Source organism: Bradyrhizobium sp. Bra78 (assembly GCF_024519855.1).
Taxonomy (GTDB): domain Bacteria; phylum Pseudomonadota; class Alphaproteobacteria; order Rhizobiales; family Xanthobacteraceae; genus Bradyrhizobium; species Bradyrhizobium japonicum_G.
In genome coordinates, this window is record NZ_JALJRE010000004.1 from 227,342 (window position 1) to 249,164 (window position 21,823).

A 21,823-nucleotide genomic window follows, 5' to 3' on the forward strand; every position below is an offset into this window, starting at 1 on the left:
CTCACACGCCGCCAATCCTCGCAAAAAGCAAGGTTCCACCTGCCAGCCCGTATCGGCCGGGATCAGGGCGCTTTTGCGGCGGGTACCCCCAGGAAGGAATCATACAATAGCGCCGCCACCCCAGCAACGATCGCCACGTCCGCGAGGTTAAACACGTACCAATTATAGGTATTTCCGCCGATCTCGACATGGAACAAGGCGAAATCGACCACCGCGCCATAGGCCAGGCGGTCGATGCCATTGCCGATGGCACCGCCGATGATCAGGCCGAGCGCCACGGTTGCGAGCAGGGTGTGCGAACGGGCCATCCAGATCGCCAGCGCGACCACGGCGAGGACCTTGACCGCCATGAGCGCGAGCTGAGCTGCCTGGCTGTCGTTCTGGAGCCAGCCGAAACTGATGCCGATGTTCCAGGCCAGCACCAGGTCGAAGAACGGCATCACCTTCACCGCGCCGCGACGGGCGAGGTCGAAAACGTTCAGCAGCCAAAGTTTTGAGGCCTGGTCAGCCACGAGCGTGACCACGGCCGAGAGGATGCCGGCGCGGAGCGGGGTCATGCCGGGATCAGACCCTCACCCCCAACGCCTTCCATTCGCGCAGCGCCTTGGCGTCGCGCGGGGTGACGTCGGGGTATTCGGGGTCTTCGCCGACCATCGGCGAAATCTTCCAGGAGCGGGCGCATTTGGTGCCGACCGCCTTTTCCACCACGACCGCGACGCCGGGCACGGCATCGAGACGGAATGCATCGGCCGGCGCCTCGCCCTCACGCACCTCGTAATTCGAAGTGATGCAGACTTCGGCGAGATCGGTGTCGAACAGCGCCGCCAGCATGTCGCGGTCGGCGACATAGATCACCGGCGAGGCCTCGAGCGAGGAGCCGATGTTCTTGGCGGCGCGCTCGAGCTCGAGTGCGCCGGTGACGACGCGGCGGACGTTGCGGATCGCTTCCCACTTTGCGGCGAGCTTGTCGTCGCGCAAGCTTTCGAGGTTCTCCGGGAACAGCGTCAGATGCACCGAGGGCTCGGCGTTCGGCCGGAACATCCGCCACGCTTCCTCGGTCGTGAAGCTCAGGATCGGCGCGAGCCATTTCAGGAGGGTATCGCACAGGAGCTCGATCGCGGTGAGCGCCGCCTTGCGCGCCGGCGAGGACGGCGGATCGCAATACAGCGTGTCCTTGCGGATATCGAAGTAGAACGCCGACAGCTCCGAGTTCATGAAGGCCGAGAGGCTTGCGACGACGGTCTTGTAGTCGAAGGCAGCATAGGCCTTGTGAACGGTTTCGGCATGGCCGGCCAATTCGTGCAGCATCAACCGCTCGAGCTCGGGCATCTCGGCATGGGCGACCTTCTCGCTCGCCTTGAAATGATGCAACGTTCCAAGCATCCAGCGGATCGAGTTGCGCAGCTTGCGATAGGTCTCGATGGTGTTCTTCAGGATCTCGGGGCCGATGCGCTGGTCGTCGGCATAGTCGGTGGCGCAGACCCACAGGCGCAGGATGTCCGCTCCCGAATCCTTGATCACCTTCTGCGGCTCGACGGTGTTGCCGAGCGACTTCGACATCTTGCGGCCGTTCTCGTCGAGCGTGAAGCCGTGGGTGAGCACGATGTCGTAGGGCGCGCGTCCCCGCGTGCCCGCGCTTTCCAGCAGCGAGGAATGAAACCAGCCGCGATGCTGGTCGCTGCCTTCCAGATACATCACGGTGTCGTCGCCGCCGTCGATCTTGCGGACGATGTTGCCGAGCTGCGGGAAGTTCTGCCGATCCTCCAGCACGAAGGCGTGCGTGGAGCCGGAATCGAACCAGACGTCGCAGATGTCGTCGACCTTCTTCCAGTCCTCGGCTGCGCGGGACCCGAGAAAGCGCTCGCGGGCGCCGTCCATGTACCAGGCGTCCGCGCCTTCCTCCATGAAGGCCTCGGTGATGCGCTGGTTGACGATCTCGTCTTGCAGGATCTCGGCCGAGCCGTCGCTCTTCTCGCGAACGAACACGGCGATCGGCACGCCCCAGGCGCGCTGGCGCGAGATCACCCAGTCCGGCCGGTTTTCAATCATTCCGGTGATGCGGTTACGACCGGTTTCGGGAACCCATTTCGTCTGGCCGATCGAATGCAAAGCGCGGTTTCGGATCGTATCAAGAACTGGTTCTTCATCGATGAAGTCTACGCCGTCGATCCGCGATGCTGGTAGCTCCGGAAGGATCGCGTCGGTAATAGGCTTATCCATCGCGATGAACCACTGTGGCGTGTTTCGGAAGAGTATCGGCTTCTTGGAACGCCAAGAATGGGGATATTGGTGTTTAAGGCGGCCGCGCGCGAGCAAATTTCCGGCGTCGATGAGAGTCTTGATGACAGCCTCGTTCGCGTCGCCCTTTTCGCCCTTGTCGTTGAACACGCGCTTTCCGACGAATCCAGGTGCCTGCGTGGTGTACGCGCTATTCTCATCGACGGTGTAAGGGATTGCAGTAGAGATGCCTTCTCGTTCGAGCCTTCGCGTGTTGAGCATCCAAACATCGAAGTCCTCGCGGCCATGGCTCGGTGCAGTGTGCACGAAACCGGTGCCGGTATCGTCGGTGACGTGGTCGCCCATAAGTAAGGGAACAGGAAAGTCGTAACCCAACGATCGAAGCGGATGATCGCAAGTTACCATCACGCTGGCGGGACCAGCATCGAAAGCTACGTCACGAAGTTTCTTGAATGAAACAACGCGCGCTTGTCGAAAGACGTCTTCGGCCAGCTTGTCAGCTAGAACATAGCGTTCGCCGGTCTTTGCCCAGTTATCTGTAGGTGCTTCAACGACTTCGTAAAGACCATACTCGACATGTTCACCAAAGCTAACCGCCCGGTTGCCTGGAAGAGTCCAAGGCGTCGTCGTCCAAATGACCACCGAACTTGCTTTGAGGTCTTCCATGAGCTCATGCAGCGGCTTTACATCTTTCTCGGTGGCCTGCTCTTGGATACCCTCGAGCCTCACGTCTCGCACCGGGAATTTCACCCAGACCATGTCGGAGGTGTAGTCCTCGTACTCGACCTCGGCTTCCGCGAGCGCGGTCTTCTCGACCACGCTCCACATCACCGGCTTGGAGCCGCGATACAGCGTGCCGTTGGCGGCGAACTTCATCAGCTCGCGCGCGATCTGCGCTTCGGCCGGATAGCTCATCGTCTGATAGGGGTGATCCCAGTCGCCGATGATGCCGAGCCGCTTGAACTCCTCGCGCTGCACGTTGATCCAGTTGGTCGCATAGGCGCGGCATTCCTTGCGGAACGCCACCATTGCGGTGGAGTCGCGGAAATCGGGCTTCTGCTTGCCCTTGGAGCGGTAGTTCTCCTCCTCGATCTTCCATTCGATCGGCAGGCCGTGGCAGTCCCAGCCGGGCACGTAATTGGAGTCGAAGCCGAGCATCTGCTGGCTCTTGGTCACGACGTCCTTGAGGATCTTGTTGAGGGCGTGCCCGATATGGATGTTGCCGTTGGCATAGGGCGGGCCGTCATGCAGCACGAATTTGGCGCGGCCCCGGGCTTCCTGGCGCAGCTTGTCGTAGAGGCCGATGTCGTTCCAGTATTTCAGCAGCTCCGGCTCGCGCTGCGGCAGGCCGGCCCGCATCGGGAATTCGGTCTGCGGCAGATAAAGGGTCTTGGAATAGTCTTTGGCGTCGGACTTTTGCGGCTTTTCGGACATGAGGCTGACTGGCTCGGAAGGGCGCGGGAACGGATGGCGATGCGGAATCGCGGGGTGAAACGACAAAATCCCGGTCTTGCGCCGAGCCGAAAGCTCAGGCGGAAGCCGGGCCGCTAATCCCTATGATGCGCCGCGCAAACATGGGCTCTCCATAGCAGCCGGGCGGGGGAAGCGCAAAGGCCGACAGGCCCGCCTTGAGCCCTCAATCGATCACGCCAAGCCTCGGAAACGCGTCCGGGGCGGCCGCGAGCATGGTGCGGGCGCGGGTGGAATCGTCGTCCATCTGGCGGATCAGGGCATCCAGGCTGTCGAATTTCAGCTCCTCGCGGATGAAGCCGACAAAGGCGCAGTCGAGCGCCTGCCCGTAAAGGTCGCCCTTGAAGTCGAACAGGAAGATTTCCAGCAGCGGGGCGCCATTGTCGAAAGTCGGGCGGCGGCCGAAGCTGGCGACACCGTCGAGGCGTTCGGTGCCGCGGCCGACCCGCACCGCATAGATGCCGTGCTTGAGGCCGCAATTGGCATCCAGGCGGATGTTGGCCGTGGGATAGCCGAGATCGCGGCCGCGCTTCTCGCCGTGGATGACCTCGCCGGTGATGAACCAGGGGCCGCCCAGCATGTTGGTGGCTTCGTCGAGTTGGCCCTCGGCGAGCGCGATCCGGATCGCGCTGGAGGAGACCGGCCGCTCGTCGAAATCGACGTGCGGCTGCACGTCGACTTCGATGCCGAGCCGGGGCGCCTCGTTGACCAGGAGGCTCGGCGAGCCGACGCGGCCCTTGCCGAAATGGAAGTCGTAACCGACCGCGATGCCGCTGACGCCGAGGCGTCCGATCAGCTCATGGTGAATGAAATCTTGTGCGCTGGTCCCGGCCCTGGCCTTGTCGAAGGTCATGACCACGGCGCCGGCAAGCCCGGTGCCGGCCAGAAGCCGCAGCTTGGCCCGTTCTCCCGTCAGGCGGAATTGCGGGGTGTTAGGGCTGAAGAATCGCCGCGGGTGCGGCTCGAAGGTCAATGCCAGCGCGGGGCGGCCATGTGTCCGGCCCATCTCCAGGGCTGCAGCGATCACGGCGCGGTGGCCGAGATGAACGCCGTCGAAATTGCCCATGGCGACCACGGCGCCCCTTGCAATCGCGGAGTCCGGCGTGGTGTCGCGGATAATGGTAAAATGCGGGGCCATCAGGGGAATTCTCGAGCCGGCGGGACCGGCCGGGACCGTGGCTTGACCGGCCGGATGAAGTCAAGCGGGAGGGGGCGGCCGCCTCGAATGCGATTTCAGTCAAGCGGGGGCGCCCCCAATTAACGGGCTGTTTAACGCCTTGGTGTTAGTCCTTGGCGAGTGGAACCGCCGGGCTCCGGCTTGGCAGGTCCGATTGTAATATTCCTTGGTTTGCGTTGGGGGAGTCGAGATGGCGGTTGATTTGTCGATGTCGGTTCTGGTGGTGGACGACTACAGCACCATGATCCGGATCATCAGGAATCTCCTGAAGCAGCTTGGCTTCGAGAATATCGATGATGCCAGCGACGGTTCGGCTGCGCTGAACAAGATGCGCGGCAAGAAGTACGGTCTCGTGATTTCCGACTGGAACATGGAGCCGATGACGGGATACGACCTGCTGCGCGAAGTGCGCGCGGATCCGAACCTCGCCACCACGCCCTTCATCATGATCACGGCCGAATCGAAGACCGAGAACGTGATCGCGGCCAAGAAGGCCGGCGTGAACAACTACATCGTCAAGCCGTTCAACGCGGCGACGCTGAAGACCAAGATCGAGGCGGTCTTCCCGGACATGGCGAGCGCGTAAGGCGCGATCGAAGCCATCAGGTGAATTCGGAAGGCCCGGGCGGTTGTCCCGGGCTTTCTTTATTGGGTTTGTCGTTCCGGGATCGATGCTCACGCGACTGCGGAGTGTCGATCAGCTCACTACCATTTCAGTTCGCGCATCAGCGCCTTCGGCGGGTGGCCGAACAATTCCAGCACGGAGGCCGGGTCGAGCTGGTCGAGCCCCTCGAACTCCTCGGCATGGATGCCGCGGGTCACGAACAGGCAATCGATGCCGAACTCGCGCGCGCCGGTGAGATCGGTACGGACCGAATCGCCGATCGCCAGCACCTTTTTGCGGTCGATCTGGTGGCCCTGGCGTTCGCCGGCGAGCGCCATCGCGCGCTCGTAGATCGGCCGGTGCGGCTTGCCGTAGAAGATCACCTCGCCGCCGAGCTCGCGATAGAGCTCGGCGATCGCGCCGGCGCAATAGATCAGCCGGTCACCGCGTTCCACCACGATGTCGGGGTTGGCGCAGACCAGCGTCAGCTTGCGCTCGCGCGCCTTCAGCATCATGCCGCGATAGTCTTCCGCCGTCTCGGTCTCGTCGTCATAGAGGCCGGTGCAGACGATGTAATCGGCCTCTTCCAGCGGCGCGGTCACCGCATCGAGGCCGCGGTAGATCGAGTTGTCGCGCTCGGGACCGAGCCAGAACATCTTGCTGCCGGGATGCGCGGCGACATAGAGCCGAGTCAGGTCGCCTGACGACACGATCGCGTCGTAGGTTTCGTCGGCGACGCCGAGCTTGCGCAATTGCCGCTGCACGGAGTCGGCCGGGCGCGGCGCGTTTGTGATCAGGATCACCGTACCGCCGCGGCTGCGATAGGTGTGCAGCGCTTCGCAGGCTTCGGGGAAGGATTCGAGGCCGTTGTGAACCACGCCCCATATGTCGCTGAGCACGACGTCCACGCCGCCCACGAGCTCGCGCAGGCTTTCGGCGAAATGCAGCGTGGTCATGATGCGCGGGGCCGATCAGAGGCGGCGCGCGAGCGCGGCGTTGCCGGTGATGCGTTGTGCCGGAGGCGCGGCTGACGTCGCGCCTGGGCTGGGTGTGCCGGAGCCATTGGATCCCTGAGTGTCCTGCGCCTGGGCCGGCGCGGCCCCGCCGGTAGCAGATGCCCCCTCCGGCCGCAATGGCCGGGGCGGCGCGAACAGGAACCCCTGGCCGAACCGAACGTCATAGTCGAGCAGGTCAATCACGGCGCGCTCGCCCTCGATCCGCTCGGCGATCAGGTCGATGCCGAAGCGACCGAGCAGGTCGGAGAGGTCGGAGGGGTGGATGTCCGAGGCCGACGCCTGTTTCGGGTCGAGCAGCAGCGTCGCCGGCACCTTGATGAAGCGCACGCCGCGGTCGGCGAGCTCGCGCGGCTCGATGCGCAAATCCGTGACATGGTCGATCGAGAAACGGAAGCCGCGCTGCGCGAGCGCAGCAAGATTCTCGGTCTCGGCCGGGCCGAGATTGCGGAACGTCGATTGCTTGAATTCGAGCACCAGCGAGGGCGCCAGCGCCCGGTTGGCTTCGAGGAAGTCGAGATATTGCGCGAAGGTGGTGGAATTGCCGAGCGTGGAGGCCGCGACGTTGCAGAACACGCCGACGTCCTTGTTGCGCACCATCAGCCGCCGCAGCACCTGCACACAGCGCAGCATCACCATGTTGTCGATGCGCCCGATCAGGCCCGAGGCCTCCGCGATGCTGATGAATTCCTCGGCCGCGATCAGCTGGTCGCGCTCGTCGCGCAGGCGCGTGACCGCCTCGTAGAACCGGACCTTGCGCTGCGGCAGCGTCACCATCGGCTGGAGGAAGATGTCGATGCGGTTCTCGTCGATCGCGTTGCGCAGCGTCGCCAGCAATTGGGTCTGGTTGCGGCCATTGGTCGTCTGAACCGGATTGGCGGTCCGGCTCTGGATCGCCGGTGGGGCCGGCCGCGCCGGCGGTGCGGGCACTGGGGGAGGGGCAGCCGGCAGCTCCTCGAAAGCCATCAGGTCGAGCGGTGCCTCCGGCTCCGGCCTCGCCACCGGGGCGGGGACCGGCACCGGCGCGTGGCCGGCCATCAGATCCTCATGGGCCGACACGGTGGTGGCGAGCTGCCTGACCAGTCCGCCGAGCTCGTTGATCTCGCCCACCACCGACTGGATGCGGTCGGAGTTGGTCGAATTGGAAGAAGCGATGCGCCCCTCGACGGCCGCAAGCCGGCGGCCGAACTCGGCCACCTGGCGGGCGAGGTCGGCGGTGCCGCGCGAGAGGTCGGCGATCTGGCCGCCGACGTCGCTGCGGTCGCGCAGCCGCATCGACACTGCATTGTAGAGGATCAGGAAGGTCAGGGCGGTCAGCGCCACGATCGCGGATTCGGTTCCGCTGATGCCCGCGACCGCGTAGAGCACAAGCCCGAGCGAGGCCGCGACCAGAACCATGCAAATGGCGATGAAGATCGTCGAAATGCGAATCATGCCGCGCGCTACGCCTCAAAGAGCTGCTGCCTCACCCCGGGAAAACACGGGCCACTGTGCGACCCCGTCACGCCTCATGCTCCCCCAAGCGGCACGAGCCTAACATCATTGTTGATTCGAGGGGATAGCGGCCTGTTCGCGGGTCAGGTCAGCCCGGCGCGGCGAAAGCCTTCGAGGTAGTGCTCGCGGTCGGGGGCGAGCCTGATCGGCATGAACTCGGCGATCCAGGCCAGCGACACGTTTGGCTGCGCGCGGCGGAGTTCCTTCAGGGCCGCGCTGGCGGTCTCGGCATTCCCGGCCATGCCGGCGGCCGCGGTCAGTACCCGGTGTCCGCCGACGAAATCGCTGCGCTGGCGCAGGGATTCCTGCGCCAGTCGGATGGCTTCTTCGTAGTCGCTGCCGAGGAAGCGGGCAAAGGCGGCGATGCCGAAATAGACCGGCGCGTAGGGATCGCGCGGGCTGAGGCGGATCGCTCGCCGCGCCGCCTCGTCGGCGTCCCGCCAGCGGCCGCAATAGCCGAGCGCCAGCCCATAATAGCCCTGCGCGAGCGCAAAGTTCGGATTGAGCCGCAGCGCGGTCTCGAATTCGGCCAGCGAGTCGTCGAACCGCCGTGCGAACAGATTGACATGGCCGAGCGCATTGTGCGCCCAGGCATCCTCACTGTCGGCGCGGATTGCGGCCCCCGCCGCGCGCTCGGCGGCGGATATGGCGGCGGCCATCTCCATCCAGCCCATATGCGCCGTGAACATGTAGCTTGTGCCGAGCAGCCCGAGCGCCTTGCCGTAGTCGGGGTCGAGCGCGATGGCCTTTTCGAGCAGGGCCTGTGCCACCACGTGATCGTGCCGCGTCACGCGCCAGTAGTGGGAGAGGGCGCGCATCACGAGATCCCAGGCATCCATGCTGCCGGGCGGCTTGCGCTCGGCGCGAAAATTCTCCGCGGCATAGAGCTGCGGCTCGATCGCGGCGACGATGCGTTCAGTGATCTCGTCCTGCACGGCGAAGACGTCGGCGAGCTCGCGGTCGTAGCGTTCGGCCCAGAGATGGCTGCCGGTCGCGACGTCGTTGAGCTGCGCGGTGATGCGGACGCGGTCGCCTTCCTTGCGGACGCTGCCCTCGACGACATAGCGCACGCCCAGCTCCTCGGCGATCTGGCGCAGGTGAACCGAGCGGCCCTTGTAGACAAAGGAGGAGTTGCGCGCGATGACGAAGAACCAGCGCAGCTTCGATAGCGCGGTGATGATGTCCTCGCTGATGCCGTCGGAGAAATAATCCTGTTCGGCCTCGCCGCTCATGTTGACGAAGGGCAGGACCGCGATGGCGGGACGGTCGGGCAGCTGCAAGGCCGCCGGTGGCGGGGCGGACGGTCCGGCCGCCGCAGCTGGTGTTGCTGCTTTGGAGTGCTCGGTCACCTCGCCGACGAACCGCATGCCCTTGCGGGCGATGGTGCGGATCAGCCGCTGCTCGTCGCCATTGTCGTTGACCGCACGGCGCGCCGCGTTGATTCGGCTGGTCAGCGTGGATTCCGAGACGACGCGGCCGTTCCAGATCGCGTCGAGCAGATTGTCCCGTGTCACCACGCGCTCACGGTTGCGGACCAGATAGAGCAGCAGATCGAACACCTGGGGCTCGATCGCGACGAGCGTCTCCATCCGCCGCAATTCGCGGCGTTCGGGATCGAGCACGAAATCCTCGAACTGAAATGTCACGCTGCTCCTCGGCTCCTGTCCGGAAATCAAGGTGCTCTCAGCCTAAAATAACGCCGCTCTCAAGGCCAGCGAACCGCATGCGCCCTATCGTCCCGGCGTTTTCAACCGCAGGAGATTGCCATGTCGACATCCGCCGCGATCAAGCCGGCCACAGCCCAACCCGATCTCGCCGCCGTGAAGCAGCGCCAGCACGGCGCCTGGTCGTCCGGCGACTATGCCGTCGTCGGCACCACCTTGCAGATCGTCGGCGAGCAGCTCTGCGAGGCGCTCGACCTGCGCGCCGGCAGCAAGGTGCTGGACGTCGCCGCCGGCAACGGCAATGCGACGCTGGCAGCGGCGCGGCGCTGGTGTGACGTCACATCCACCGACTATGTGCCGGCGCTGCTCAAGCGCGGCCGCGAGCGGGCCGCGGCGGAGCATCTGATGGTCGAGTTCCGCGAGGCGGACGCCGAAGCGTTGCCGTTTGCGGATGCGAGCTACGACGTCGTGCTTTCGACCTTCGGCGTCATGTTCACGCCGGACCAGGACAAGGCGGCTTCCGAGCTCGCGCGGGTCTGCAAATCCGGCGGCAAGATCGGCCTCGCCAATTGGACGCCGCAAGGCTTTATCGGCCAGCTCTTCAAGATTATCGGCAAGCATTTGCCGCCGCCGGCAGGGGTGAAGTCGCCCGCGCTGTGGGGCACGCCGGCGCGGCTTGAGGAGATGTTCGGAGGCCAGGCCTCGGAGATCGCCGCCGAACCGCGCATGTTCGTGTTCCGCTATCGCTCGCCGGATCACTGGCTCGACGTGTTCAAGTCGTTTTACGGGCCGATGCTGAAGGCGTTCGCCGCCCTCGACGAGAGCGGCCAGGCGGCGCTGCGGCGCGATCTCATGACGCTGCTCGACGAGTTCAACCATGCCGATGACGGCACGGTCGTGGTGCACAGCGAGTATCTGGAAGCCGTCATCACCAAGCGGTGACGGCGAATCGGTCAGGCCGGACAATCTCCGGCCTGACCGCCGTGATCAGGTTGGCGCGGCGGCGCCGACCGTATCGGCCGAGACGGCCTCGCGGTTGCCGAGCGGCTTGGGCCGCCCGGTGGTCGTGTCGCGCAGGGTTTGCCGTTCGATCTCCGAATTCAGCTCGGCGCCGAACATGATGACGATCGCCGACACCCACATCCACATCATCAGTCCGATCGCCGCGCCGAGCGAGCCGTAGGTCGCGTTGTAATTGGCGAATTCGGACAGATACCAGGACAACAAGGCGGAGCCGGCAATCCAGAGGATCGCGGCCGTCACCGCGCCGATGCTCAGCCACTGCCAGCGCGGCGCGTCGCGACTGGGCGCGAAGCGGTAGAGGATGGCGAGCGCCGCCAGCAGGATGACGAGCAGCAGCGGCCAGCGCGCCAGCGCGACGATCAGCTTGCTCTCGGGCGCCATGCCGAGATGGTCGAGCGCGAGCGGGAAGGCAACCACGGCGCCCACCATCAACAGCAGTGCGGCGATGCCGCCGACCGTGAAACTCAGAGAAATCAGGTTCAGCTTGATGAAGCTGCGCTTCTCGCGCTCCTCATAGGCGACGTTGAGGGCGTCGAAGATGGATTTGACGCCGGCATTGGCGCTCCAGATCGCAAGCAGGAGGCCGAACAGGAAAGTCACGCCGAGGGCCGTATTGCCATTGGACACCACGCGCGCGACCTGGTCCTCGACGATCTGGAACGCGCCCTCGGGCAGCATCAGCGCGAGCGTTTGCAGATTGCTGCTGATCGTCGAGGGGTCGGCGAACAGTCCGTAGGAAGAGACCAGCGCGGTGACGGCGGGGAAGATCGCGAGCAGCCCGAAGAATACGACGCCGCCGGCGGTCGCGAGCAGGCGGTCGTCGTCGATGCGCTGGTAGGTCCGCCAGAAAATGTCCTTCCAGCCCCTCCAGGGGATCGCGAACGGGCTTTTCGAGCGGCGGCCATGGCCGGCCTGCAGGGCTGCGCCTGCCGGGTTCGTTTCCGGTGAGCTTGCTTCGTTGTTGCGGTGGTCCTGCGGAGGCCCCGGCCGAATCAAGCCGGAGTCCTGAAAGTATCGTTCCGCCGTGAGCACGAAAACCGTCGTGGCTGCCACCAGCAGCCAGCTGTCGAACTGCTCGGACTGCCGCGCACGCATGTCAGGCGTCCAAGCGGTGACCGTGACGTCTCCGACGCGCGGCTGTGAAGCCCACCAATCCGATCGCGGCGAGCATCAGGCCAAGCTGTACGGGCCGGTTTGTCGCAGCCCGCGAAATGTTGCCGCCGTGGCGGCGTTCGCCGGGCGCGAGGGGAACCAGCGGGATCGTCGTTGCGACCTCCTTCACCGCCTGCTGGACCGTCCCGCGCGGGATCCGCGGTGTGGCGATCGCAACGCGCATGCGGCTGGCGAGCGGCACGATCGGCCTGGTCCGGCGCTTGATTTGGGCCATGGCCACTCCGGCGCAGGCTGCAGCCAACACCAGGAGCAGGGCTGCGACGGCGCCAAAGCCCCAGAATTGTCCGTATGTGATCGCAACCCAGCGATACAGCGCGATCAGACCGACAAGGAAGGTCGCGATCAGGAACAGCCCGGCCGCCGCGAACAGCCCCGCCGCGACCGCATAGGAGGTTGCGCGTCCGGTGGCCTGATTGGTGCGGTCACGCAGATAGGACTGTGCGGCGCGCTTGAGATGGTTGAGTTTCAGCGCCACGCCGGCGCGCAGCAATTCGCCCGATGGCGCGAGCATGCGGGACATCCTCCGAGAGCGAGAAAATTCGTCAGGGGATGAACGTGGCGGAATTTGACTTGTTCCGCCGGGGTCGCAGCTGTCGTGACGGATCAGCCCAGATCGGCCGCCGCGATCCAGAAAACCTCGCCCTCGGACTCCTCGGTGTCCAGCCAGAGCAGCGGCAGTTCAGGAAAGGCCTCATCGACCAGTTCGCGTCCGCGGCCGATCTCGCAGATCAGCCCGCCGTCCGGCGTCAGATGATCGGGCGCGTCTCGCAGGATCCGGCGGACCACATCGAGGCCGTCGGCACCGCCGTCGAAGGCGAGCTTCGGCTCGGCGCGGCACTCCGGCGGCAGCGCCGCCATGCCTTCGGCGTCGACGTAAGGCGGGTTGGTGATGATCAAATCGTATTTGTTGTCACCGAGCGGGGTGAACAGGTCGCCGCGGTGCAGACTGATCCGGTCGTCGAGCCCGTATTCGCGGACATTTCGCGCGGCGACTTCGACCGCGCCCTTCGAGATATCGACGGCATCGATCGTCGCGTTCGGGAAATGATGTGCGGCGAGGATCGCGAGGCATCCCGATCCCGTGCAGAGGTCGAGCACGCGCTCGACGGCCGTGGGATCGTCGATCAGCGAGCCGGCATCGCCGTCGCCGCCGAAATGCGAATCCAGGAGCTCGCCGATGAAGGAGCGCGGAACGATGACGCGCTCGTCGACATAGAAGGGCAGGCCGCGCATGTAGACCTTGTTGACGAGATAGGCGGCCGGTTTGCGCGTCGTGACGCGCTGATGGATGAGATCGAGCAGGGTCTTGCCTTCCGCCGACGTGAGGCGGGCATGGGCAAAAATCTCGAACTGGTCGGGATGCAGATGCAGGGCTTCGCAGACCAGGAAGGCGGCTTCGGCGACCGGATCGGTCGTGCCATGGGCGAAGGCGAGCTTTGCCTCATTGAAGCGGCTGACCGCATAGCGGACGAAATCGATCAGCGTGACCAGCTCACCGGGGCCGACCTTCGCGAGTTTTGGCGCGGCGGGGCCGCGCGGGGTCTTTCTCGTCGCTCTCGCCATCAGGATCGGGTCCAGCGTGCGGCCGCCTCGTCGTCACGGGCATGGGCCTCGACCCAGCCGGTGCCGGTGGCGCTCTCTTCCTTCTTCCAGAACGGCGCGTTGGTCTTGAGATAGTCCATCAGGAACTCGGCCGCCTGGAATGCCGCCTGGCGGTGCTGCGAGGCGGTCAGCACCAGCACGATGTTCTGGCCGGGCATGAAGCGGCCGACACGGTGGATCACAGTGACGCCGTTGAGCGGCCAGCGCGATACCGCCTCGTCGGCATGGCGCCTGATCTCTTCCTCCGCCATGCCGGGATAATGTTCGAGCGTGAGCGCTGCGATCTTCGCACTGTCCTCGTCGCCGCGGCAGATGCCGGAGAAGCTCACGACCGCGCCGATGTCGGTGCGGCTCCTGGTCAGGGCCGCGATCTCGCGCGCGATGTCGAAATCGTCTTGCTGAATGCGGATGGTGACGGGGCAGGTGGTAGCAGGGGAGGTGGTCACAGGGGAGGTGGTCACGGGAGAAGACATGGCCTAGCCGCCGGTCATCGGCGGGAAGAACGCGATCTCGCGGGCGCCCGCGATCGCAGCGTCCGGCCTGACGTGGGCATGGTCGATCGCGGCGCGGATCACCTTCGGCTTCTCGAACGCGTAGGCGTAGGCTTCGCTTTGGCCCGACAGCCAGGCGATCAGCTCCTCCACGGTGCGCACGGTCGCAGGCGGCTCGATGGTCTCCTCGGCCTTGCCGACGCGCTCGCGTACCCAGGCGAAATACTTCACCTTCATCCCTCATCCTCCTTGATGAGGTGATGGATGCCGGCACGGAAATAGTCGTAGCCGGTGTACATGGTGAGGATCGCCGAGGCCCACAGCAGCGCCAGCCCGATCATCGAGACCACGGGCACCACTTCGTCGCCGGCCGGACCGGCCAGCAGGAAGCCGATGGCGATGAGCTGAACGGTCGTCTTCCACTTCGCAAGCTTGGTCACGGGCACGCTCACCCGCAAAGCGGCGAGGTATTCGCGCAGGCCCGAGACCAGGATCTCGCGGCACAGGATCACGATCGCGGCCCATAGCGACCAGCCGTGGATGATGCCGTCGGCGGCCAGCATCAGCAGGCAGGAGGCGACCAGCAGCTTGTCGGCGATCGGATCGAGCATCCGGCCGAACGCCGATTGCTGATTCCAGATCCGCGCGTAATAGCCGTCGAGGTAGTCGGTGACCGCAGCCGCGATGAAAATGGCGACCGCGAGCCAGCGCAGCCACAGCGAGCCGTCCATGATCGACTGTGCATAGATGCACCCGACCACGACCGGGATCGCGGCGATCCGGCCGTAGGTCAGGATGTTCGGGAGGGACATCGCGCGGCTGGTCGTCCCTCGTGTCGTGGCGATGTTCATTCGTCCTACCAATACCGCTGCAGCCTGAAGGTCAACCGTTCCGCTCCCAAAATGGGCCGCGGGATGCGACGACCATATGACCGCGGCCCCCTTAGTTCACCCCGGCTGGGGATGGAAATAATCGAAAATCCTGCGAGCGCTCTCCGCGCTCACCCCCGGAACCTTGCCGAGATCGGCGATCGAGGCCCGTTCGATCTCCTTCAAGGTTCCGAAATGATGCAGCAAGGCACGTTTGCGTGACGGGCCGATGCCCGGAATCTCCTGCAAACCGGCCTCGCGGATGTCCTTCTTGCGCAGCTTGCGGTGCGAGCCGATGACGAAGCGGTGTGCCTCGTCCCGCAGCCGCTGGATGAAATAGAGCACGGGATCGCGCGGCTCCAGCTTGATCGCCTCGCGCTCCGGCATGAACAGGGTCTCGCGGCCGGCATCCCGGTCGGGCCCCTTGGCCACCGACATCAGCGAGACCTGGGTCAAGCCGAGATTTGTGAAGATCTCGCGGACGGCGTTGAGCTGGCCACGGCCGCCGTCGATGATCACGAGATCGGGCCATTGCGGGAAATCGTCGTCCTTGACCTTGGCGCCCTCCTCGGGCGGATTGATCAGGCGCTTGAAGCGGCGCTCCAGCACCTCGCGCATCATGCCGTAGTCATCGCCGGGCGTCAGCCCTTCCGACTTGATGTTGAACTTGCGGTACTGGTTCTTCACGAAACCGTCCGGGCCGGCGACGATCATGGCCCCGACTGCGTTGGTGCCCTGGATGTGGCTGTTGTCGTAGACCTCGATCCGCTTCGGCGAATGCGGCAGGCTCAGCGTCGTGGCCATGGCGTCCAGCAGGCGGCCTTGCGTCGCGGTGTCCGCGAGCTTGCGGCCCAGCGCTTCGCGCGCATTGGTGAGCGCGTGGGTGACGAGCTCCTTCTTCTCGCCGCGCTTGGGCGCTGCGACCTCGACCTTGTGGCCGGCCTTGATCGACAGCGCATTGGCGAGCAGCTCGCTCTCCTCGATCTCGTGCGAGAGCAGGATGTTCCGCGGCGGCGGCTTGTCGTCGTAGAACTGGGCAAGGAAGGAGCCGAGCACCTCTTCGGGCGTATAGCTCTTCTCCGCGCGCGGAAAATAGGCGCGGTTGCCCCAGTTCTGCCCGGTGCGGAAGAAGAACACCTCGACGCAGGAGAAGCCGCCGTCCTGGTGGATGGCGAACACGTCGGCTTCCTCCACCGTGCGCGGGTTGATGCCCTGCTGCGACTGGATCGCCGACAGCGCGGCGAGGCGGTCGCGGTAGAGTGCCGCGGTCTCGAATTCGAGCTCGCCGGAGGCCTTCTCCATCTCGCCGGCGAGCTCCTGCTTCACCGCCTGGCTCTTGCCGGACAGGAAGTCGCTCGCCTCGCGCACCAGGGTCGTATAGCCGGGGAAGTCGATCTCGCGGGTGCAGGGACCGGCGCAGCGGCGGATCTGGTAAAGCAGGCAGGGCCGGCTGCGGCTCTCGAAGAAGGAATCCGTGCAGGAGCGGATCAGGAACGCGCGCTGCAGCGCCGTGATGGTGCGGTTGACGGCGCCGGCGGAGGCGAACGGGCCGAAATAGCGCCCGGGCCGGGTCTGCGCGCCGCGGTGCTTGAGGATCTGCGGCGCCCAATGGTCGCCGGTGATCAGGATGTAGGGAAACGACTTGTCGTCGCGCAGCTGCACGTTGAAGCGCGGCCGCAGCTGCTTGATGAGGTTGGCCTCCAACAGCAGCGCTTCGGTCTCGGTGTTGGTCGAGACGATCTCGACGGTCACCGTGGCGGCGATCATGCGCAGGATGCGCGCCGGCTGCGGCGCGCTTTGGCGGGCATAGTTGGACAGGCGCTTTTTGACGTTCTTGGCCTTGCCGACATAGAGCACGTCGGCGGTCGCATTGAGCATGCGGTAGACGCCGGGCGAGGTGGGGGCGAGGCGCACCGCGCGCTCGATCGCCTCGTGGCCGGTCGCCAGCGGCTCTTCGCCGACCGCGCCGTTCTCTTCCAGGATATCAGGCAGCCGCGCATCGTCCTCGTCGTCACCGCTTGCGGTCGCGGGATCGAGGTCCGGCGGCCCCATGTCCGTTTCCCGGGACGGGGCGTCCGGCGCGGTGCCGCGCACGGGTCTGCGCGCGCGCGCGTCGTCCGGATTGTCAGGGGAATCGTGAGCCATGGAACGAATTTAGGTGCTGGGGCGACCGATTTGAAGTTCCGGCCGTGCCGTACGCACAGATGACGGCGCAGTTCCCGGTAACACTTGCTTAAGCCTGTTAACAGCGCGGTAACCCGGCTTAACAGCGCTTTAACTTAAAACTCTCGATAAATCTTACGCGAAAAGATCTTGGTTTCGTAACCATGCGACACGGCCCGGCGCGGCGATGCCGGCATCGCACAGGTTGCGACAGTTGCGTTGGAGTGTGTGATGAAGAGGCTCGTTGTGGGCGCGGCCGCGTTGGTCGCAGCCGGCTGGACAGCTTCGGCAGAGGCCGCCGATCTCAGTTACGGGCAGCGAGCGCCCTATACCGTCAACCAGCCGCTCAACGCCTATAGCTGGGCCGGTCCGTATCTCGGCGGCAATGTCGGCTATGAATGGGGCTCGGTGAGCAACTCTCCCGTCAAGCCCTCCGGCTTCGTCGGCGGCGTGCAGGCCGGGTACAATTTCCAGAACGGCCCATGGGTGTTCGGTGTCGAAGGCGACATCCAGGCCGCCGGTGCCGACGACACGTTTGCGCCGTGGAAGTTCTCCAATCCGTGGTTCGGCACGCTGCGTGGCCGCGCCGGCTATGCCTTCAGCAACATACTCTTCTACGGCACTGCCGGTCTCGCTTTCGGTGAGCTGCGCGCGCAGACCTTTGGCTGGACGGAGTCGCACACCAGCGCCGGCTGGACCATCGGTGCCGGCGCGGAAGTCGGCTTCGCGCCGAACTGGAGCGCCAAGCTCGAATATCTCTACATCGATCTGTCGTCGAGCCAGTTCGCAATTACGGGCGTGTCAAACGGCTATAGCGCCAGCGTTGTGCGCGCAGGCGTGAACTATCACTTCTGATAGCCAAAGAAGAAAATACCGGACCACAGCCTCCCGGCCGCTCGCGGCCGGGATTTTTTTTACGCCAGGTGTTTCGTCAGAATCGCTAGGAGAGGATGACCAAATTGACCGCTTTCGGCCCCTTCCCCTTCTTGTCCGGTTCGACTTCGAAAGTAATACGCTGTCCTTCGGCAAGGTCCTTCAGTCCGGCCCGCTCCACAGCTGTAATATGCACGAAGACGTCGCGGCCTCCGTCGTCCGGTTTAATAAAGCCGTAGCCGCGTTCGCCGTTGAAAAACTTCACCGTTCCCGTCATGGCCATCGGGAAACTCCCCCTCATTGCTCCTCCGCCGCGACGCAACTCACGTCACGACATGACCGGGCCTTACGAAGCCCGGGAGCTGGCCATCCTTGGGCGGACCTTTCGGTCCGGTCGGATCTTTCTTAGGCCTTCACTCCGCCGCAACCATTCGCGGAAGCGGAACGTAAAGCCGGTCACGGAAACAGCATAATACGGTTCTTTGCGGATTGACTACCGCTCCTGCATATTTTTCCCAAGAATGCCGGAGTGTTACGGCCTCGGCACCTCTAATCGGAATCTGGCAGCGCCGCCCTGGCCGAGCGGCATTTCCAGCTCGGGCAGGATCGTCTTGAGCTCGCCATGCAGCGTGTAAGGGGGATTGACGATCAGGAGGCCGGTGGAGGTGAGAGCCGAGCCGTCGGCTTGCGGCGCAACGCTGAACTCGAGGCGCAGGCAATTTGCCGGCGGCTTTGCTGCGGCTGCGAGCCGAGCCACTGATTGCGCCAGGGCGTCGGTGGCACGCCGGCTCTTGGCGGGATACCAGATTACATAGATACCGGTCGCCCATTTCGCGAAAGCCGCCGAGAAGGCTTCGCCGAGCTTTTCGAACTCGTCCTTTGCCTCGAACGGGGGGTCGATCAGCACGACCCCGCGCCGTTCCTTGGGCGGCACGAAAGCCGGCAGCGCCACCCAGCCGTCGAGATCGACCACGCGGGCCTGTTCGTCGCGGCGCAGCACGCCGATCAGCGCCTTGCGCGCCTTCGGCTCGAGCTCGCAGGCGACGAGGCGGTCCTGCGGCCTGAGCATGCCGCGCGCGATCAGCGGCGAGCCCGGATAGGCCTTGAGTTCGCCCTTCGGATTGTAGGCGCGGACGATGTCGAGATAAGGCTTCGTCAGGGCTACGGTCTCGTTCGACAGCCGCGCCTGCATCAGCCGCGCGATGCCGGTCAGCCACTCGCCGCCGCGGCGCGCCTCGTCGCCTTCGAGATCGTAGAGGCCGGCGCCGGCATGGGTGTCGATGACGCGGAACGCCCCGGGCTTGTCCTGCAGATAGGTGATGATGCGTGCCAGCACGATGTGCTTGATGACATCGGCGAAGCTGCCGGCATGGAAGGCGTGGCGGTAGTTCATGAGGAAGAGTTACGACATCGGGCGATGAAAGTAACTGTTGTCATTCACGGCGGTGCACCCGCACCGAACCATGAGGCGCAATTGCGCATCTGAGAATCCATTTCGCCGCCGCCGATCTGGATGCCGGGATTTCGCGCATGTGCGCCCGGCATCACGTGCCGAGAGCTCGCGCTACCCGCCCCTGATCGGCGGCATCGTCACCTGGTCGCGGCGGCAGGCGCGGCGGTCGGTCTCCTCGCAGGCCCGGAATTGCAGGTCCTTGCTGAGGCAGATGCGGACTTCGGACAGCCGCGTCCGGTTGCAGGTGATTGAGACGGCGGCATTGCTGAGGCCCGGGTTGGCCTTGATGAAAGCCTCCTCGACCTCCGCCGGCGCCACGGTCTTGGCTTGCGACAAATCGAGATATTCGGCCGGAATCTTGATCGCGGCGCGCGCCTTTCGGATCGTCTCGAAATAGCCGCGGTCGGCAAGCCCCGAGCAGGTGCCGTGCTTGTCCCACTCGTTGAAGATCAGCCCCGGCGCGGGCATCAGGTCGAGCATCGAGGAGACGATGCTGCGGTTCAGCCGCGGCGCCGGCCGCTGGCAATATTCCGGAAAACCGTTCTCATATTGCGGCCACAGACCATGCACCACGAAAGCGTAGGGCCGTCCGCTGCACTGGATCTGCGAGCGGCCGCCGCGCTCCGCCGCCTCCTCGCAGAAGGAGGGAGACCACGACAGCGAGAGCACATAGAAGTCGAATTCGCCGGGCGCGTTCTGCCGCTTGTCCTGGGCCTTCGCGCCGCCGGCGAGGGTGGCCAGTCCCGCGGCCAAGGTCAGCGAGATCGTCAGGCGGGAGAACGAATGCAATCTGGAATGAAACATGGCGACGCCCCTCAACTAGACTGTGCAACCGAGCCTAGCAGGCGATAAGAACATTTCAAGAACAAAATTCGAGCCGGGAGCGTTTAGTCGCCCGATCGGTGCGAATCAGCGCTCTTCCGATCAGGGCTTGTAATCAGGGCCTGGCGGCGCGGCAGGCCGGGTTGTAGGCCCAGTTGCGGTCGAGCCCGACCACGCACCATTCGACGCCATTGCCGTAGCCGGCGAAGCCGCCGTCCTCGATGATCGAGAAGTGCACTTTGCGCATCTTGCCGTCGGTGAGCATGGCTTCGCCGGTGCAATAGCGGCGCGGAATATTGTCGGACTGCCAGGGCCGGAAAGCGGTCTCGTGAACGGCTGTAAAGCCGGTGATCTTCAAGGAGGAATTCCAGAACGAGCTTTCCTTCTCCCAGAACTGGGTGGCGATCGTCGGCAGCGCCTTGTCGCAATCGGCGACGGCACCGTCATAGCGCGGCCCGCTCAGCCAGAAATTCAGCTCCAGCGGATTGGCGGCCCTGGCCTCACCGAGCGACAGCGCCCCGAACAGGAGGCCTAGCACGGCGGCAAAACGGAGTGATTTCAGGGGGGGCGAGGCGCGCATGGGCAATCCAGACAGCATGATCTGCGAGGGTGGGACGGTGCCGCGAAGGCCGGGCGGGGTCAAGTGCAGCGCGGCAACACTCGGCCAAGAGTTGACTGCAATGCTGCGTCAGACAGGCCTTCCGTTCTTTTCACAGCCGCGCAGGCACCGTAAACTGGCGCCAACCAATTGGAGTAACGGGAATGCGAATCATTGCGGCCGCGGGCCTTCTTGCCTTGGGTATGATGGCGAGCCAGTCGGCGCGCGCCGATCTTCTTCCGGTGCCTCCGTTCAAGGGCAACGACACCGGCGGCATCATCGCCTATTCGATGGCGACGCAGGTCGATGCCCGGCAGGCCGCGGTCGACCACTGCGCGCGCTACGGCAAGGTCGTGAAATTCCTTGCGGTGCAGGCCTATGAGGGCGGCTACATCTCGTTCTCCTGCCGCTGGGTGCCCTATGGTGCCGCCGACCAGCCGATCCGCACGCTCTACTGAGGCGTTGTCGTAACGCCGCGTCTCTCAGCCGGGAGCCTCTCACATGACGCGCAAACTTGTTTTGCTCGGCTCGACTCTTTGCCTGGTGCTGTCGGCCGGTGCGGCCTGCGCCGACGATCTGCCGGTGCGTAAGGCCGGTCTGTGGGAGCTGAAGATGGCCAGGACCGGCTCGGCGATGCCGGACATGACCATGCAGCATTGCACCGACGAGAGCGTCGACAAGGAGATGAACAACAACGTCTCGCCGATGGCCAAGCAGATCTGCGCCAAGCAGGACATCAGGAAGACCGCGACCGGCTATGTCAGCGATTCCGAGTGCAACGTCGCCGGCATCAGCACGACCTCGCATGCCGAGATCACGGGCGATTTCAACTCGGCCTACACCGTGAAAACCTCCTCGCACGCGCAAGGCGGCGCCGCCGGTACCGCGGGGCGCGATACCACAATGACTCTCGAAGCGAAGTGGCTGGGAGCCTGCAAGCCGGACCAGAAGCCCGGCGACATCGTGATGCCCGGCGGCTTCAAGATGAACGTGCGCGACGTCGACAAGCTGAAAGCGCTGCTGCCGAAATAGGCGGCCGCGCCGCGAAACCGGTGCGCCCCCTCGCCCCGTTCCTACGGGGCGAGGTGAGAAGTAA

The 21,823-nt window shown here is 64.8% G+C and carries 22 protein-coding genes; 5 read left to right on the forward strand and 17 right to left on the reverse strand.

What is annotated here, in order from left to right; all coding sequences use genetic code 11:
• Positions 1 to 62: 62 nt before the first annotated feature.
• The 3 genes from lspA to OC450_RS11700 all read right to left on the reverse strand — a co-directional run bounded on the left by lspA (position 63) and on the right by OC450_RS11700 (position 4,846).
• Positions 63 to 557: a signal peptidase II gene (lspA, locus tag OC450_RS11690; protein ID WP_211381451.1), complete on the reverse strand. Its 495-nt coding sequence runs from the start codon at positions 555 to 557 to the stop codon at positions 63 to 65.
• Positions 558 to 564: 7 nt separating this feature from the next.
• Positions 565 to 3,672 (reverse strand): isoleucine--tRNA ligase, encoded by a 3,108-nt coding sequence (gene ileS, locus OC450_RS11695; RefSeq protein WP_262047918.1) that lies wholly within the window; start codon positions 3,670 to 3,672, stop codon positions 565 to 567.
• A 202-nt stretch (positions 3,673 to 3,874) separates the two neighbouring features.
• Complete coding sequence (locus tag OC450_RS11700) at positions 3,875 to 4,846, reverse strand: bifunctional riboflavin kinase/FAD synthetase (protein ID WP_262047919.1); 972 nt, start codon at positions 4,844 to 4,846, stop codon at positions 3,875 to 3,877.
• Positions 4,847 to 5,075: 229 nt separating this feature from the next.
• On the opposite strand from OC450_RS11700, the gene OC450_RS11705 reads away from it, so the two are divergent.
• Positions 5,076 to 5,471 (forward strand): response regulator, encoded by a 396-nt coding sequence (locus OC450_RS11705; protein WP_007596883.1) that lies wholly within the window; start codon positions 5,076 to 5,078, stop codon positions 5,469 to 5,471.
• 119 nt (positions 5,472 to 5,590) lie between these two features.
• Here OC450_RS11705 and OC450_RS11710 read toward each other — a convergent pair whose 3' ends face one another.
• The 3 genes from OC450_RS11710 to OC450_RS11720 all read right to left on the reverse strand — a co-directional run bounded on the left by OC450_RS11710 (position 5,591) and on the right by OC450_RS11720 (position 9,642).
• On the reverse strand, positions 5,591 to 6,445 hold the full coding sequence (locus tag OC450_RS11710; protein ID WP_211381454.1) for a TIGR01459 family HAD-type hydrolase: 855 nt from the start codon (positions 6,443 to 6,445) through the stop codon (positions 5,591 to 5,593).
• A 15-nt stretch (positions 6,446 to 6,460) separates the two neighbouring features.
• Positions 6,461 to 7,936: an EAL domain-containing protein gene (locus tag OC450_RS11715; RefSeq protein WP_262047920.1), complete on the reverse strand. Its 1,476-nt coding sequence runs from the start codon at positions 7,934 to 7,936 to the stop codon at positions 6,461 to 6,463.
• A gap of 143 nt (positions 7,937 to 8,079) precedes the next feature.
• Positions 8,080 to 9,642 (reverse strand): winged helix-turn-helix domain-containing tetratricopeptide repeat protein, encoded by a 1,563-nt coding sequence (locus OC450_RS11720; protein WP_262047921.1) that lies wholly within the window; start codon positions 9,640 to 9,642, stop codon positions 8,080 to 8,082.
• A gap of 120 nt (positions 9,643 to 9,762) precedes the next feature.
• Between OC450_RS11720 and OC450_RS11725 the strand changes: the two genes are divergently transcribed.
• On the forward strand, positions 9,763 to 10,602 hold the full coding sequence (locus OC450_RS11725; protein WP_211381457.1) for a class I SAM-dependent methyltransferase: 840 nt from the start codon (positions 9,763 to 9,765) through the stop codon (positions 10,600 to 10,602).
• A gap of 45 nt (positions 10,603 to 10,647) precedes the next feature.
• On the opposite strand, the gene OC450_RS11730 is transcribed toward OC450_RS11725, so the two are convergent.
• The 7 genes from OC450_RS11730 to uvrC form a co-directional block, all read right to left on the reverse strand.
• Positions 10,648 to 11,778: a YihY/virulence factor BrkB family protein gene (locus OC450_RS11730; protein WP_211381458.1), complete on the reverse strand. Its 1,131-nt coding sequence runs from the start codon at positions 11,776 to 11,778 to the stop codon at positions 10,648 to 10,650.
• Between the two features lies 1 nt (position 11,779).
• Positions 11,780 to 12,367 carry a phage holin family protein gene (locus OC450_RS11735; protein ID WP_211381459.1) on the reverse strand — a complete coding sequence of 196 codons (588 nt, stop codon included), beginning with the start codon at positions 12,365 to 12,367 and terminating at the stop codon, positions 11,780 to 11,782.
• A gap of 92 nt (positions 12,368 to 12,459) precedes the next feature.
• Positions 12,460 to 13,419 carry a 50S ribosomal protein L3 N(5)-glutamine methyltransferase gene (prmB, locus tag OC450_RS11740; protein ID WP_211381460.1) on the reverse strand — a complete coding sequence of 320 codons (960 nt, stop codon included), beginning with the start codon at positions 13,417 to 13,419 and terminating at the stop codon, positions 12,460 to 12,462.
• On the reverse strand, positions 13,419 to 13,931 hold the full coding sequence (locus tag OC450_RS11745; protein WP_211381461.1) for a molybdenum cofactor biosynthesis protein MoaE: 513 nt from the start codon (positions 13,929 to 13,931) through the stop codon (positions 13,419 to 13,421). The genes prmB and OC450_RS11745 overlap by 1 nt, the downstream gene beginning before the upstream one ends.
• A gap of 3 nt (positions 13,932 to 13,934) precedes the next feature.
• A complete protein-coding gene (gene moaD, locus OC450_RS11750; protein ID WP_211381462.1) occupies positions 13,935 to 14,186 on the reverse strand; it encodes a molybdopterin converting factor subunit 1 in 252 nt (83 codons plus the stop codon).
• Positions 14,183 to 14,800, reverse strand: coding sequence for a CDP-diacylglycerol--glycerol-3-phosphate 3-phosphatidyltransferase (gene pgsA, locus OC450_RS11755; RefSeq protein WP_211381463.1), 618 nt, complete (start codon positions 14,798 to 14,800; stop codon positions 14,183 to 14,185). The genes moaD and pgsA overlap by 4 nt, the downstream gene beginning before the upstream one ends.
• Before the next feature lie 96 nt (positions 14,801 to 14,896).
• Positions 14,897 to 16,963 carry an excinuclease ABC subunit UvrC gene (gene uvrC / locus OC450_RS11760; RefSeq protein ID WP_262047922.1) on the reverse strand — a complete coding sequence of 689 codons (2,067 nt, stop codon included), beginning with the start codon at positions 16,961 to 16,963 and terminating at the stop codon, positions 14,897 to 14,899.
• A 249-nt stretch (positions 16,964 to 17,212) separates the two neighbouring features.
• Between uvrC and OC450_RS11765 the strand changes: the two genes are divergently transcribed.
• Positions 17,213 to 17,836: an outer membrane protein gene (locus OC450_RS11765; protein WP_211381465.1), complete on the forward strand. Its 624-nt coding sequence runs from the start codon at positions 17,213 to 17,215 to the stop codon at positions 17,834 to 17,836.
• Positions 17,837 to 17,921: 85 nt separating this feature from the next.
• Here the strand turns inward: OC450_RS11765 and OC450_RS11770 are convergent, their stop codons facing one another.
• From OC450_RS11770 to OC450_RS11785, 4 genes are all read right to left on the reverse strand, one after another.
• Entirely contained in the window at positions 17,922 to 18,137 is a 216-nt protein-coding gene (locus OC450_RS11770) for a cold-shock protein (RefSeq protein ID WP_008544396.1), read from the reverse strand.
• Between the two features lie 249 nt (positions 18,138 to 18,386).
• Positions 18,387 to 19,247, reverse strand: coding sequence for a 23S rRNA (adenine(2030)-N(6))-methyltransferase RlmJ (locus OC450_RS11775; RefSeq protein WP_211381466.1), 861 nt, complete (start codon positions 19,245 to 19,247; stop codon positions 18,387 to 18,389).
• Positions 19,248 to 19,418: 171 nt separating this feature from the next.
• On the reverse strand, positions 19,419 to 20,111 hold the full coding sequence (locus OC450_RS11780; protein WP_262047923.1) for a ribonuclease T2: 693 nt from the start codon (positions 20,109 to 20,111) through the stop codon (positions 19,419 to 19,421).
• Positions 20,112 to 20,244: 133 nt separating this feature from the next.
• Positions 20,245 to 20,709 (reverse strand): hypothetical protein, encoded by a 465-nt coding sequence (locus OC450_RS11785; RefSeq protein ID WP_211381468.1) that lies wholly within the window; start codon positions 20,707 to 20,709, stop codon positions 20,245 to 20,247.
• A gap of 182 nt (positions 20,710 to 20,891) precedes the next feature.
• On the opposite strand from OC450_RS11785, the gene OC450_RS11790 reads away from it, so the two are divergent.
• Positions 20,892 to 21,185 carry a hypothetical protein gene (locus OC450_RS11790; RefSeq protein ID WP_211381469.1) on the forward strand — a complete coding sequence of 98 codons (294 nt, stop codon included), beginning with the start codon at positions 20,892 to 20,894 and terminating at the stop codon, positions 21,183 to 21,185.
• Between the two features lie 43 nt (positions 21,186 to 21,228).
• Positions 21,229 to 21,759: a DUF3617 domain-containing protein gene (locus OC450_RS11795; protein ID WP_211381470.1), complete on the forward strand. Its 531-nt coding sequence runs from the start codon at positions 21,229 to 21,231 to the stop codon at positions 21,757 to 21,759.
• The last annotated feature ends 64 nt before the right edge of the window (positions 21,760 to 21,823 follow it).

Bases quoted from the DNA above. Each gene is read 5' to 3' on its own strand.
- OC450_RS11790 (WP_211381469.1), top strand. From the start codon at position 20,892: ATGCGAATCATTGCGGCCGCGGGCCTTCTTGCCTTGGGTATGATGGCG.
- OC450_RS11780 (WP_262047923.1), bottom strand. From the start codon at position 20,111: ATGTTTCATTCCAGATTGCATTCGTTCTCCCGCCTGACGATCTCGCTG.
- ileS (WP_262047918.1), bottom strand. From the start codon at position 3,672: ATGTCCGAAAAGCCGCAAAAGTCCGACGCCAAAGACTATTCCAAGACC.
- OC450_RS11705 (WP_007596883.1), top strand. From the start codon at position 5,076: ATGGCGGTTGATTTGTCGATGTCGGTTCTGGTGGTGGACGACTACAGC.
- uvrC (WP_262047922.1), bottom strand. From the start codon at position 16,963: ATGGCTCACGATTCCCCTGACAATCCGGACGACGCGCGCGCGCGCAGA.
- OC450_RS11745 (WP_211381461.1), bottom strand. From the start codon at position 13,931: ATGTCTTCTCCCGTGACCACCTCCCCTGTGACCACCTCCCCTGCTACC.
- OC450_RS11795 (WP_211381470.1), top strand. From the start codon at position 21,229: ATGACGCGCAAACTTGTTTTGCTCGGCTCGACTCTTTGCCTGGTGCTG.
- OC450_RS11735 (WP_211381459.1), bottom strand. From the start codon at position 12,367: ATGCTCGCGCCATCGGGCGAATTGCTGCGCGCCGGCGTGGCGCTGAAA.
- OC450_RS11765 (WP_211381465.1), top strand. From the start codon at position 17,213: ATGAAGAGGCTCGTTGTGGGCGCGGCCGCGTTGGTCGCAGCCGGCTGG.
- pgsA (WP_211381463.1), bottom strand. From the start codon at position 14,800: ATGAACATCGCCACGACACGAGGGACGACCAGCCGCGCGATGTCCCTC.
- OC450_RS11710 (WP_211381454.1), bottom strand. From the start codon at position 6,445: ATGACCACGCTGCATTTCGCCGAAAGCCTGCGCGAGCTCGTGGGCGGC.
- OC450_RS11775 (WP_211381466.1), bottom strand. From the start codon at position 19,247: ATGAACTACCGCCACGCCTTCCATGCCGGCAGCTTCGCCGATGTCATC.
- OC450_RS11730 (WP_211381458.1), bottom strand. From the start codon at position 11,778: ATGCGTGCGCGGCAGTCCGAGCAGTTCGACAGCTGGCTGCTGGTGGCA.
- OC450_RS11770 (WP_008544396.1), bottom strand. From the start codon at position 18,137: ATGGCCATGACGGGAACGGTGAAGTTTTTCAACGGCGAACGCGGCTAC.
- OC450_RS11715 (WP_262047920.1), bottom strand. From the start codon at position 7,936: ATGATTCGCATTTCGACGATCTTCATCGCCATTTGCATGGTTCTGGTC.
- moaD (WP_211381462.1), bottom strand. From the start codon at position 14,186: ATGAAGGTGAAGTATTTCGCCTGGGTACGCGAGCGCGTCGGCAAGGCC.
- OC450_RS11785 (WP_211381468.1), bottom strand. From the start codon at position 20,709: ATGCGCGCCTCGCCCCCCCTGAAATCACTCCGTTTTGCCGCCGTGCTA.
- OC450_RS11725 (WP_211381457.1), top strand. From the start codon at position 9,763: ATGTCGACATCCGCCGCGATCAAGCCGGCCACAGCCCAACCCGATCTC.
- lspA (WP_211381451.1), bottom strand. From the start codon at position 557: ATGACCCCGCTCCGCGCCGGCATCCTCTCGGCCGTGGTCACGCTCGTG.
- OC450_RS11700 (WP_262047919.1), bottom strand. From the start codon at position 4,846: ATGGCCCCGCATTTTACCATTATCCGCGACACCACGCCGGACTCCGCG.
- prmB (WP_211381460.1), bottom strand. From the start codon at position 13,419: ATGGCGAGAGCGACGAGAAAGACCCCGCGCGGCCCCGCCGCGCCAAAA.